The organism is Bacillus sp. ISL-75 (assembly GCF_018613095.1).
The window spans coordinates 1-11,828 of record NZ_JAGGQX010000032.1 but is presented as its reverse complement, the minus strand read 5'-3'; the positions used below and the strand labels follow the sequence as shown (position 1 = coordinate 11,828).

General features: G+C 35.4%; 12 protein-coding genes and 3 pseudogenes. 11 read left to right on the top strand and 4 right to left on the bottom strand.

Going from position 1 to position 11,828, the window contains the following annotated elements; genetic code table 11:
* Positions 1–760: 760 nt before the first annotated feature.
* From J7E63_RS14920 to J7E63_RS30735, 6 genes and pseudogenes are all read left to right on the top strand, one after another.
* Entirely contained in the window at positions 761–904 is a 144-nt protein-coding gene (locus tag J7E63_RS14920) for a hypothetical protein (RefSeq protein ID WP_214717122.1), read from the top strand.
* Positions 905–1,151: 247 nt separating this feature from the next.
* Positions 1,152–2,233 (top strand): annotated as a pseudogene (locus J7E63_RS14915) (spore germination protein); the annotation flags it as partial.
* Positions 2,234–2,250: 17 nt separating this feature from the next.
* On the top strand, positions 2,251–3,342 hold the full coding sequence (locus J7E63_RS14910; protein ID WP_215013635.1) for a GerAB/ArcD/ProY family transporter: 1,092 nt from the start codon (positions 2,251–2,253) through the stop codon (positions 3,340–3,342).
* Positions 3,339–3,479 carry a hypothetical protein gene (locus J7E63_RS14905; protein WP_215013633.1) on the top strand — a complete coding sequence of 47 codons (141 nt, stop codon included), beginning with the start codon at positions 3,339–3,341 and terminating at the stop codon, positions 3,477–3,479. The genes J7E63_RS14910 and J7E63_RS14905 overlap by 4 nt, the downstream gene beginning before the upstream one ends.
* A 76-nt stretch (positions 3,480–3,555) precedes the next feature.
* Positions 3,556–3,879: pseudogene (locus tag J7E63_RS30740) on the top strand (Ger(x)C family spore germination protein); the annotation flags it as partial.
* 15 nt (positions 3,880–3,894) lie between these two features.
* Positions 3,895–4,236 (top strand): Ger(x)C family spore germination C-terminal domain-containing protein, encoded by a 342-nt coding sequence (locus J7E63_RS30735; RefSeq protein ID WP_483861486.1) that lies wholly within the window; start codon positions 3,895–3,897, stop codon positions 4,234–4,236.
* A gap of 76 nt (positions 4,237–4,312) precedes the next feature.
* On the opposite strand, the gene sinI is transcribed toward J7E63_RS30735, so the two are convergent.
* Positions 4,313–4,414, bottom strand: coding sequence for a DNA-binding anti-repressor SinI (gene sinI, locus J7E63_RS14895; RefSeq protein ID WP_214717487.1), 102 nt, complete (start codon positions 4,412–4,414; stop codon positions 4,313–4,315).
* Between the two features lie 181 nt (positions 4,415–4,595).
* Entirely contained in the window at positions 4,596–5,510 is a 915-nt protein-coding gene (locus J7E63_RS14890; RefSeq protein WP_215013629.1) for a tyrosine-type recombinase/integrase, read from the bottom strand.
* A gap of 352 nt (positions 5,511–5,862) precedes the next feature.
* Here J7E63_RS14890 and J7E63_RS14885 point away from each other — a divergent pair, with 352 nt between their 5' ends.
* Both J7E63_RS14885 and J7E63_RS14880 read left to right on the top strand, forming a co-directional pair.
* Positions 5,863–6,867 carry a DUF3231 family protein gene (locus tag J7E63_RS14885; protein WP_215013622.1) on the top strand — a complete coding sequence of 335 codons (1,005 nt, stop codon included), beginning with the start codon at positions 5,863–5,865 and terminating at the stop codon, positions 6,865–6,867.
* Between the two features lie 209 nt (positions 6,868–7,076).
* Positions 7,077–7,565, top strand: coding sequence for a hypothetical protein (locus J7E63_RS14880; RefSeq protein WP_215013620.1), 489 nt, complete (start codon positions 7,077–7,079; stop codon positions 7,563–7,565).
* A gap of 202 nt (positions 7,566–7,767) precedes the next feature.
* On the opposite strand, the pseudogene J7E63_RS30530 reads toward J7E63_RS14880, so the two are convergent.
* Positions 7,768–7,864, bottom strand: a pseudogene (locus J7E63_RS30530) (recombinase family protein); the annotation flags it as partial.
* Positions 7,865–8,536: 672 nt separating this feature from the next.
* Positions 8,537–10,117, bottom strand: a complete 1,581-nt coding sequence (locus tag J7E63_RS14875; protein ID WP_215013618.1) for a hypothetical protein — start codon at positions 10,115–10,117, stop codon at positions 8,537–8,539.
* 261 nt (positions 10,118–10,378) lie between these two features.
* On the opposite strand from J7E63_RS14875, the gene J7E63_RS14870 reads away from it, so the two are divergent.
* The 3 genes from J7E63_RS14870 (at position 10,379) to J7E63_RS14860 (ending at position 11,648) form a co-directional block, all read left to right on the top strand.
* Positions 10,379–10,945 (top strand): recombinase family protein, encoded by a 567-nt coding sequence (locus tag J7E63_RS14870; protein ID WP_215013616.1) that lies wholly within the window; start codon positions 10,379–10,381, stop codon positions 10,943–10,945.
* Positions 10,945–11,196: a hypothetical protein gene (locus J7E63_RS14865; protein ID WP_215013610.1), complete on the top strand. Its 252-nt coding sequence runs from the start codon at positions 10,945–10,947 to the stop codon at positions 11,194–11,196. The genes J7E63_RS14870 and J7E63_RS14865 overlap by 1 nt, the downstream gene beginning before the upstream one ends.
* A 158-nt stretch (positions 11,197–11,354) precedes the next feature.
* Positions 11,355–11,648 carry a hypothetical protein gene (locus J7E63_RS14860; protein WP_215013608.1) on the top strand — a complete coding sequence of 98 codons (294 nt, stop codon included), beginning with the start codon at positions 11,355–11,357 and terminating at the stop codon, positions 11,646–11,648.
* Positions 11,649–11,828 lie beyond the last annotated feature (180 nt).

The window sequence follows — 11,828 nt, the reverse complement described above, 5'->3', positions numbered from 1 at the left end:
GTTGGTCCTGTTGGTCCTGTAGCTCCTGGTGGCCCTGGCTTACCTGGCTTACCTGGCTTACCTGGTGGTCCTGGCTTACCTGGTGGTCCGGTTGGTCCTGTTTGTTCTTTATGTTTAGGCATTAATAAATGCACCTCAATTTTTATGAATACAAATATATACCAATATATGAAAGATATTAGAATCAGCTTGTGCTTGTCCCCAAACTTAATAGGTTTATTTTAGTATGTTGATGTTCAGAGAAGAGGTTACGTAAAAAAAGTCTTTTGTTTAATAAGAGACTTTTGTATTCTCTATACATGTACAGTTAACATATCCCCACCATCCCTACTATATCAACATTTCTATGGTGTTCCGAAAAAATGAAATATGCAGGATTTTATACATGCCCGTAACCGTGCGGGTTTTCGGGTTCCGCTTTTCTTCCGGATAGGACTGTCCCCTTCAACTACCGATTAATTGAGCTAGGCAGTCAATTTCAAATTTTTATTGTAGATAATATCCCACATCAAATTGCTGAAGAATTTGTAGAGTATATATTTTATCATAACGATGATAAAGATGTTTAACTCTTCCATAATAATAGATTCAGATTTATCAAAAGCTACCCCATTTTAAAACCAAATAAAAGCCTTCACGCTGCAGTTTCAAAAACTCACTCATTTTTTGTATACCCCTTCTTAATTTCGCCTACTTTTTCTAAAAATAATTTTCAACATAATGTCAACTATGTTGCGTTTATTGGATATGAGGGCATGATATGCTTTTAGCAGCCAAACCTTTATTTACTCAATATACTAAAAAAACATCTACTGGAATCCAAACAGTATCTATTTCCATTCAAGTTTATATTTTTTTCAGCAGCATGATTCATAATTCTCCCAAAGGAGGAAACGATAAATAAAAAATGGTAGACGGTGGTGAGACGCCAAGAAGGGCTGGTTTGCAAAAAAACTGGGACAAAATGATGAAATAGAATCCCTGGAGCAATATCTTCACCGATCAAAGGATTATAAAAAGGTTTCTTTTATTAATCGTCAAACCAATAACAGTTTTTCTATTTCATTTATTATTTAATGATATGGTCTGTAAACTCTTTAATCAGACAAAAAGAATTTTGGGTTTTTAGCTGCCTAAAAGGAACTTGCGGCATTACAACGACTGAGGTTGAATTTAGCGTAATCGGTCCGAAGGAAGCTTTTGTCGAATCAATTGAGCAAAATGTAAAACTTATTTCCCAAAAGGCTTCCCGTTAAAGAACGATTGTTGAAGAATTAACCGTTGGCTCTCATTCCAAAACGAATGTGGTCATTATGCCATTGATGGCATTACCGATCCTGAGAATGTTCAAACCGTTAGAGAACGGATCAAAAGTGTTGAATTTATTGCCATTACAGATAGTTCCTACATAGTTCAATTAAATATCGTATAATAAAAATTCCGCTTTTCCACAGCTTCTGGACACGGAGCGTCCGGACAGGGTCAAGGCCATTCTGACAGAAGGGAAAATAGCCATATTCGTTGATAGGTGTCCACAAGTCCTGATTACCCCAACAACTCTGGTTGAATTCTTCAGTTCTTTCGAGGATTATTTCCTAATTTGGATGTATCCTCTTTTTTCCTGCTGATCTGGCTTTTCGCCGTTGCCTTTTCAATTTTAATAACGCCTGTATATGTAGCGACCTTATCCTACCATTACGAACTGATACCAAAGGATTTAATGAACACTTTGGTTACCTCCCGCCGGGAAATACCACTCCCTCCCATTTTGGCGGCGCTTTTTTTAGAGTTAACCATTGAATTACTAAGAGAGGCAGGAGCACGGCTTCCTACCAAAGTCGGTTAGACAATTGATATCGTAATCGGAAATTGAATCAGGACTGACAAGTAATGTCCTCCTGATTTTTGTGGCCCTTGCTACACTGGCCTCTTTTACAACGCCAGTTTATAAAATGGGCAACACCATTCGTTTACTACGCTTTCCATTTTTGTTTTTTGCCGAATTATGGGGCTGCTTGGAATCTTTTTTTGTTTTTTCTTAATGACAAACTTAATAAGACTTACTTCTCTTAACAGGCCATTTTTAGAACCGATCTATCCATCAAAAATGACGGACCTTAAGGATTCTCTAATCAGGCTCCCATTTAACAAACAATACAAACGGACACAAACTTTAAGGACACAACATCCTGTTCGTTTTACTCCCAGTAAAAAAAGAGATATTGACGAATAGGAAGCGGAGGAAGGGCTATGGAACAACAATTAGTGCCTGAAAAAGTAAAAATATCGCCTTTTTTAGTTTTTTTTATAGTCCACACAATGCAGTTTGGCATAGGGGTCCTTGGCTTCCAGCGCGTAATCGCCCAAACCGCAGGATATGATGCATGGATAGCGGTTATTATTGCCGGTTTAAGCACCCATATTATTCTTTGGATGATGTACAAAATCGTAGAAACGGCAGATGGGGATATTATTTCAGCTCATATTTTCGTATTTGGAAAGAAACTGGGCAAACTCATGTCCCTGCCATTTGTTTTACATTTTTTGCTTGCAGCTATCATAACTCTAAGAACTTTTATTGAAGTCATTCAATCTTGGATGTTTCAGGATCTTAGTACCTTTTGGTATTCATTGGCTTTTTGTGGTTTGGCTATTTATATTATTTTCGGAGGGTTTAGAACGGTAACAGGTGTGGCATTTTTCGGAGTCGTTCTTCCGGCATATCTAATATTCACTTTTTTATTTACCATACCCTATGCTGATACCAGAAATTTACTTCCAATCTTTGACCACTCGATAAAGGATCTGGTTATGGCATCTTATCAAATGTCCTTCACCTATTCTGGCTATGGGGTACTATTGTATCTTTATCCGTTTATCAAAGAACCGCAAAAATCAAAGAAATGGGCCCATCTGGGTGTTCTTTTAACCACTTTTCTCTATACACTTCTTACCATTGCAACCTTTGCCTATTTTTCAGAGGGACAGCTGCAAAAGAATATCTGGGCAACTTTGACAATGTGGAAAATAGTGGAAATGCCTTTTGTCGAGAGATTTGAATACATTGGCATCGCCAATTGGAATATCATCATTCTCCCCAATTTTTGTATTGCTCTTTGGTGTGCCAGCCGCATTGTAAAAAGGGTGATTAACCTGAAGCAAAAATATGGTGTCCTTTTATTATCAATGGTCATATTAATCACCATTAATATTTTAAAGACACGGCAGCAAATTAACACCCTGAGCGACTATATAGGGAAAATAGATTTTTTCTTGAATTATGGGTACGTTCCTTTACTCTTTTTTCTGATATTGATTGTGAAAAAGGTGAAGAAAAAATGAAGAACATCATGATACCCGTTATCATCGTTTCCGTTGTTCTTGCTGGATGTGTACAAAAGAAGATCTTAGATGATGTCAATCTCGAAACGGGAAGTCCTTTGATTATGTTGGTGGTAAGATCCGCGGAACGGCGTTAGTACCGGTCTATTTGCCAGATAAAGCTGTGGAAAACAAAACCTTCACGGCCCTTCTACGCTAAGCAGTGACTTTTTAAGAGATGTGCAGCGCCAATCACCAGATCCACTCGTAACGGGAAGCCTTAAAGTGGTCCTTTTTGGTGAACAGCTTGCGAAAAAAAAGGGAATTTTAGAACTGATGGATTCGTTTCAACGGGATCCCAGCATTGGTGCTGGCCTTTACCTCGCTGTAACAGAGGGTGAATCAAAGAATATAATTGGAGGCAATTATGGAAAAATAGGAAATGCCGTATATTTAACCAATCTCATCCGCCATAATATGAAAACAAAAGATGTGCCAAAAACTAACCTGCAGCGTTTTTTATTTGATTTTAATCAATTAGGGAAAACACCTTATCTCCCACAGTTAAGAAAAATTGGGAAGGAGCAGATCGAAATAAGCGGAATCAGCTTTTTTCGGTATGGTCATGTTGTTGATACCATTCCTGCTGAGAAAATGTTCTATTTTAAGCTGCTCGTGGACAAATATAGTCAAGGAACCTTAAAAGTGACCATGGGCAGGGAAATGGCAGCAGTGGAAAGTATCCGTTCAAAATACAAAATGCGGCTTACAGCCAGAGATCCTTTTACAGTAAATGTGCAGCTAAAGGTGAACGCGGTGTTAAAAGAATACTCCGGTAAACGTGTTACACCAAAGAATATTAAAGAAATAGAAAAAAAACTACAAGAGAATAACAATATATATACTCCGTACTGACCAAAAATGGGAATATAGACAGAGTAAGACAAAGCAGCAATGCATACCAGGTTATAAAAAAACATTAGATATTCAATTACCTTAAGCCTTTATCCCTTTTCTCTTTTTCCTCTTTCAAAAATTGCTTAAAATCCTCTTTCGTTATATTTGATTTCATTGCTTCTTTTACTAATTTAATCCACTCTTCAGGAAGTTGATTTTATTAGCATTTTCTTTTGTAGTCAGGTTGATCCTCCTTTTAACCCTATATTACTACAAGAAAGCTTTTTTATTAATAAACAGCTTTTATAATAGAAGAAACACGTCAAAATACTCCCGAAATAACAAATACCATTTTACTTTTCTACTTTCTTAAAAAATTAAAATTTTGGTAAACCTTCCACCGCATCCGCCAGGTCACTATAGGAATCTCTTAGATACCTTGCTGTAGTTGAAATGTTGCTATGGCCGGCCAACCTCCGAACTTTTTCAATGTCATTATTCGTTGCTTTTAACATCCATTTACAAAATGTATGCCTAAACATATGGGGCGTTAATTTTTTCTTCGGCAAGCTATAACTTTCAATCATCGACTGGATCCCACGAACTGTAAATTTGGCTGACCTTTGGCTATAAAACACATAGGGCGACTCTTCTACATGACGTTTCTTGTTTGACATTCCTGCTCTAAAAATTAACCAGTCGTACAGTTCCTGCCACAAGGTATTGGACATGGGCACCGTCCGAAGCTTCCGACCTTTCCCCAATATCCGAATACGTCTTAACTCTAAGTCAAGATCGGTTAACTTTAAATTTGATAGTTCATCCACCCTCAAACCAACGTATGTCAATAAATAGATAATGGCTCGATCGCGGCGGTACTTTTCTTCTGGATCCACCCCTCTACTTTTTACCGGTGTCTTTCTCACCCGATGTAAAAGATCTTCAAATTCTTCTTCTGTGAGCCACATGATTTTTTCTTGATCTTCATCGGCAGATTTTAAATCAGGGATTCCCTCCATTGGATTATGCTGCAGCTTCCTACTTTTTTGCGCCCATGAATAAAAACTTCGTAAAGAATTTAATCGGCGATTAATCGTGGTAATCGCCAAAGGCTTTCCTTCATGTGGATTTAATAAACTATTAATCCACTTTCTTACATCCGTTGCCGTCACAAAATCATCAGGCTGAATATGTAATTCATCTAAAAATATATGTATATCATTCCGATAGGAAATAATGGTTTTTGGGGACTTATCCTGTTTTTCAAGACTAGCAATATATTCTTCTAGCATCCTTCTCACCTCTTAACTTATATGCTGAGTTTAACCACTTAAAATTCATACCAAATGGAGCCAAAAATAAACATTATATGATGAGTATAACATATGATTTTGGTAGTTTAAATGAATATAATGTATATTATATGCTTAGTTTAATCACTAGCTTGATGTTGTCATCATTAAACTAAAATGAAGAAATATTCATTTTTACTTTTCCATGAAATCATAAACCTTTTTAAATTTAAAAGTGGCCAAGACTTTTCTCTCATCATATGCGAATTCATAATACGATAAATATTTATTTACATGATTAGGAAAGATAACATGAGGATTTCATTTCAAGTTAATGGAGGAAGAATCTCTTATGCATAGTGAAAATTACATTAAACTAACGTCTGCTGAAATTTCACAGCTGTGGTCTGCCTACATGAATGATAGCCTATCCATTTGTGTACTTAAATACTTTTTGGAAAAAGCAGAGGATCCTGAGATTCGTCCTGTAGTCGAATATGCATTGGAGTTAGCACAGGCACACATAAAAAAACTTACATTAATCTTTAACGGTGAGAAATTTCCCATTCCATATGGATTTAAAGAAGAAGATGTTGATATTACAGCTCCACGATTATTTTCGGATTCTTACTTTCTTTATTATCTACAACAATGGAGTTCAATAGGGTTAAACGCTTACAGCATCTCGTTGACATTATCAACACGTTCTGATGTATTTGATTATTTTTCAGAATGTATTGATGGTTCAAAGAAACTTCTCAAAAACACAGGAAATGTTTTACTATCTAAAGGTCTCTATATACGAGCGCCATATGTTACGACTCCTGAAAAAGTCGATTTTATTCGAAAACAAAACTTTTTAGCTGGATGGTTTGGAGAACGTAGATCACATACTACGTTAGAAGTAACGAATCTTTATGCTAATATTCAAAGAAATGTGTTAGCTATGTCAACATTCATTGGCTTCAGTCAAGTGGCAAAGTCAAAAGAAGTGGGTAACTTTTTCTCAAGAGGAAAAGAAATTGCTTCAAAGCATATTGAAATTTATAGTTCCGTTTTAAATGAAAATTCCCTTCCAGCTTCTGTGTCTTGGGATAACCAAGTATTAGACTCAACCGTTTCCCCTTTTTCCGATAAACTAATGATGTTTCATGTAAATGCACTAGCCGCAGGCGCCATTGGATATTACGGGACAAGTTTGTCAACAAGTTCCAGACGTGATTTATCTACCAATTACCTCCGAATTTTAGGTGAAGTCCTAAAATTTATAGAAGACGCTGCAAACATAATGATCGATAATGGGTGGATGGAACAACCTCCAAAAGTAGTGGATCATGATAAACTAGCTAATACTTAGAAGGAGATAAAATGACGAAAATAGATCAACTTGCAAGGGTCCTTTGCAGCAGTGCATTACCAAGCTTTCCATTCTTTAGAATTCTTGATTAACATTCAATCAAACTTTAACGAAGTAATAATGTTAAGCTTTTATGGTCATATTCAATCAGCAATAGATAGAACGAAATATTAATGTCTGTTTTTTTATAATAATAAAGGAGACATATTATGGAAAGAATTACACAAAACTTAGATTTGTCAGCAAAAGGTATATGGTTTCCAATTACTCTAGGTACTGTCGCTTTGATTTATATAATTTTCATGCCGAAACGATTAAGTTGGAGAGAAATTTATTTTATCTTTGGTACGACTGGCTATGTAGCAATAGTAATAGATGTGTTCCTTATGTTAAATTACTTAGATGTATTTGATCTAGGTCGTGACCCAAAGCAAGAAGGAATTGGTGATTTGATAAGTATGGGTATCATCCCTTCCTGTTACGCTACAATATTTCTTAACTATTTTAAACAAGAAAAGAAATGGATATATGTTACCCTTTTTACGATCGTGTCCTTCTTTTCTGAATGGATGCTTGTTCAAATAGGATATATGAAGTTAAAAGGATGGCATACTCTGTGGTCTATCCCTGTATTCATTATTGTTTTTGGTTTTTGGTTACCTTGGCAATTAAAGTTACTACGAAAGCGTCATACATAATTATTGAACAAAATATTAGAAACTTGTATATCGCATTGACATTCAAATTAACATAATGATGATTTCAGGAAACAGAAAAAGCCAATCCCTTGATACTTAAGGGCTTGGTTTTTGTTCGTTTTTTATCGTTTACACATCGTTGATACATTAACGTTTTCGGCTTCTGAAGAAGCTAGCAGCTGCACAAAAAAGGAGAGTTTTATACAAAGACTATCTTTAAATTGAGTGGTATCCAATAAAGGCATATCCAGTACCACAATGTCGGCCTGGATGTTTTTCGTAATGTCATTCCACTCTTGTCCCTCACTTCAATTCTTATTTCTCTTATTCTACTATAAAACGTTCGTAAAAATATAATAAAAACAGTGACCGTCCGTAAATTATTTTTTTAGTTTTACGAACGTTGAAATCGGCCATTTTTGAACAAAAAATACCTGTTCGAAAAAGTGTGCTTTTGCGAACGGATGTAAGAATACAATAGAATTGGATTAATTTGTAAAAACAGAAAAGAGGTAGGTGCTTTTTCGAAGTTTGTAAACTGGAGTGGAAGCCTCTGATGTTTATTTTTACTATTTTGAATGTCGTTCCCTTATCCAAGAATTTCTTGTCCCTTTAAGTATAAAAATCTATCATAAAATGGAGAATCATTTTAGTAAATAAGTGTTCAAAATTATTTGTCGTAAACTGTTCACTTTAGTCTAGCAGTTACAATTTACTATTCCTTTAGTTATTAGTGAACAATCGTAGGTAATTTCGCAACAAATATCCAATGTTTCGAATATACCCAAACAAAAAGACCTCAAAGTGAGGTCTTTTTAGTTTGATAAGGTTAGGGATATGTAGTAAGTATATTAGCTAATCTAATTACAGCCCTTTAAAATAAAACTAATATCAATTTCTAAATTGCTTTTAATGGAGCGATTGATATAGTTTTGTAGTTTATCCCTGCCTGCTGCTTCATGCAGTGCAGTCTAATACCAAGAAATTCGAGAGCTTGAGTCGGATGTGCCAGTTAGGTTACCTATTTGACACAGTACACCAATCTCTTGTGTGTTTGGTAGCTTAAGTGAGTTCTTTGAGAACCTCCTTACATTGTAGTTCTCGTAAGCTTTAATACACGATTTTAAATCCCAAGGCCAATCCTGATCTAATAGTAAATAACTCACCATCGTCTCAATACAACAAACTTCAGAAAAATCTTGATTTTTTTCAATAAAGGAATCACAATTGGATGGTCTGTATTCCTCGCTAACCATTGAACAATATAATACATACATACAAAACATTGTTATTTTATCTTCTTTCTTTGCTTGCGGGAATTGTTCTTCGAACCTCTCTAACAATAACTTCAAATCGTTTAATGGCTCTTGAGATATCATTGCTTCATCAACCTGAGATAAAAAACCGGTGAATTTAAAAGTTGCATGTCCTAATTCAAATCCTTCATGCTTCCAAACCCATAACTTCGGATCCATCTCTAAAAAAAACATACCTGGCAAATCATTACGCCAATCATATTCTTCTGATTCAACATAATCTAACTTCCAAATAAAATTATTAACCACATGCCGAATTACCCTTATTAACCCTGAAAAAGTTAAATAGGGTTCTTTTTGCCATCGGAAAACATCTCCCTTTGCAATATTAGGGATTTTTAGTTGCTTTAATATTGTTTTTAATTCATGAACGTAACCAGATCTTAAAAAATAGGCATTCTTTAATGCTCTTTTTAGATCAGATTTCTTTAATGCTGAATTTATATCGTTGGACTCTATTTCGAAGAAACTATCTGAAACATTGTTGCAAATAAAATCAATAAAGTTCTTCTGTAATTTTAAATGACTTGATTTCACTAAAGTATGTTTAATTGCTTCAGTACTTGTCGCATCTAGGGAAGAAAAGTATGTTTCTAGCTCTTTTCTTACTGATTGATCATAATCGTCCCATACTGGTGTATAATCATTATATTTTTTGCTTAATGCTTCCATTGAGTAAATAAGCATTGTATACGCTAAATCAATATTATAATTCATTACTTCCAATGAGTCTGAAAAATTTTTCAAACAAGTCATTATATTTTTGTAGTCTTCTCTTTTTAGGTTAATTACCTTTTGGACAAAATTCGAAAAGTATTCTATTTCAGCAGGGGTTCCACTTATCTCTCGATCAAAGAATCGACTAACAAGTTGAGTTGGTATGTATTCATCTCCCATCCCCCTCGATTTTTCACGACAGTTTAACTCGACGCTATTTTTGTCATGATCAAAATACGCACCCAAGCCAAAAGTACATAACACTTGAAACTGACGAACAATCTCGGAATCTCCAGTTTTAACTAAAGAAAAGCTAGTATTTTCTTCACTTTCTAACTTGTTCACGTAGCTCATTACATAGCCTTTAACATTTCCGTGAATATCAGCCGGCTCTAGTGTAGCAATAACTGTTTCGATTGGACCATGCCAACTATAATTTGAATACAATATGCCTTTGGAATTGTAATTATGTACAACTCTATTACCACTAAAAAATTTACCAGATATAATTTGAAGCATGACTACCTCCGTTAATATCTTAATATTTCAAATGTAGCATAATTAGATGGAATACCATACATGTTTAACAATAGTTTTCATATTCAATCGATTTGGATTATGTCTCTTAATTTCGTCGAGGAGTCAGTCTAAAAGTTGTAAGTTTTGTACACTACGAAAATATCAGTTTTTTTCTTTTTTTCTTTCTTGTTTTCCATCTAAAAGATAGTCTATAATAAATGTACAGAAAGTTATATATCTTTTAGACGGGAATGATCAAAATTGAGTGAACTTGTTGGATACGCAAGGGTAAGTACCTTAGATCAGGATTATTCCTTACAAGTTGAACAATTAGAAAAGTATGGATGTACTAAGATTTTTCACGAAAAGAAAAGTGGTAAGAACACTGGCAGACCCGAACTGAACAAAGCCATGGAGTATTTAAGAGCAGGAGACAAATTAGTGGTTTATAAGATTGACCGTTTGGCCAGATCAACAAGAGACTTACATAATATTGTTCATGAATTACAAGAGAAAAACATCGGTGTTGTATTCATCAAGGAACAGATCGACTTTTCAACTCCGGCTGGAAAGCTCATGTTTACCATGCTGGGGGCTATTGCTGAATTCGAGCGAGATCTCATCAATGAACGGACCAAAGAAGGGCGAGAACGGGCGAAAGCACAAGGGAAACACTTAGGAAGAAAAGGACAGGACACAAAGGAAATCAAAAGGGCATTAAAGCTGTTTGCAGAACGGGAGAAAAATGGATTAAGTGTAAATGATATTTCTAAACAAACAGGCGTACCACGTTCAACCATATACGCAAAAGCCAAGGGGGCAAAATAATGACAGTAGACGATCACGCAATAAACAGTTTATGGGTTTGGTTTGATATTGAATATGAGGAACTAAAAAAAGAATGGAAAAGCAATGAATACGAAAAGCTTTCTGATTGTCCATCCTTTAAAACAGCCTATACCTATCGAGAAGCTTTAAATGTTTTAATTAAAGGTCCTAAATATGTGGATGAAACACAGTTAAAAAGAATGATTGAAGAGGAATTGGAGATTGAGGAGCATTGGGAGAATCAGAAGTAAAACAAATGTGCGCTTACTGCGCAAAGTGGTTTCCCCAAACGGAAATGCAGCAGCTTCCAGGTGGCGAGTATGGTAATTGGTATTGCAAAAAGTGTTTTCCGGAAGTGCTAAGGGAACATTGGAAGTTGCCTTGGAATCGAAAATAGGAGGGGCCACAAATGAAAGTAAAGTACAAAGACGGTAGCATATACGGGCCAGGACTAACAGATTTCCCTTTTCATAAAGGTGACTATGTAACGATTGTAATTCGCTTTTGGACAGTTAAAGAGGACGAAGAAGATATTTATTATCATGGCCATATAACACAATTAGAGGACGAAAGAGTAGGTTTTTGGGCTGTCTTAGATGATGACCCCGATCAAGAAGAATTTTTTCACTTTGGAGATATAGAGGCCGTCTTTGATGGCGATAAAATTCCCTTCTTGGGTGGCTGGACCAAACGAAAAGAATAGTTATATTATTAATAATTAGTTAAGTTTAATGAGTTAAGATACAGGTATGAAAGGACAAGACCTTTCATAGACCCCCTTATTATATATTATTGGACCCTCGATTGAGGGCTAATTTTTTTGCTTTGAACTCCTAAGGAGCATAGATTATCTTACTCCACTAAAGCACCCGTTAGCCATCCA

What these genes read in the sequence shown, in the direction of transcription:
- J7E63_RS14920 (WP_214717122.1), top strand. Translation starts at nt 761, where the DNA reads ATGCTTTTAGCAGCCAAACCTTTATTTACTCAATATACTAAAAAAACA.
- J7E63_RS14860 (WP_215013608.1), top strand. Translation starts at nt 11,355, where the DNA reads ATGAAAGTAAAGTACAAAGACGGTAGCATATACGGGCCAGGACTAACA.
- J7E63_RS14890 (WP_215013629.1), bottom strand. Translation starts at nt 5,510, where the DNA reads ATGCTAGAAGAATATATTGCTAGTCTTGAAAAACAGGATAAGTCCCCA.
- J7E63_RS14910 (WP_215013635.1), top strand. Translation starts at nt 2,251, where the DNA reads ATGGAACAACAATTAGTGCCTGAAAAAGTAAAAATATCGCCTTTTTTA.
- J7E63_RS14905 (WP_215013633.1), top strand. Translation starts at nt 3,339, where the DNA reads ATGAAGAACATCATGATACCCGTTATCATCGTTTCCGTTGTTCTTGCT.
- J7E63_RS14865 (WP_215013610.1), top strand. Translation starts at nt 10,945, where the DNA reads ATGACAGTAGACGATCACGCAATAAACAGTTTATGGGTTTGGTTTGAT.
- J7E63_RS14875 (WP_215013618.1), bottom strand. Translation starts at nt 10,117, where the DNA reads ATGCTTCAAATTATATCTGGTAAATTTTTTAGTGGTAATAGAGTTGTA.
- J7E63_RS14885 (WP_215013622.1), top strand. Translation starts at nt 5,863, where the DNA reads ATGCATAGTGAAAATTACATTAAACTAACGTCTGCTGAAATTTCACAG.
- J7E63_RS14880 (WP_215013620.1), top strand. Translation starts at nt 7,077, where the DNA reads ATGGAAAGAATTACACAAAACTTAGATTTGTCAGCAAAAGGTATATGG.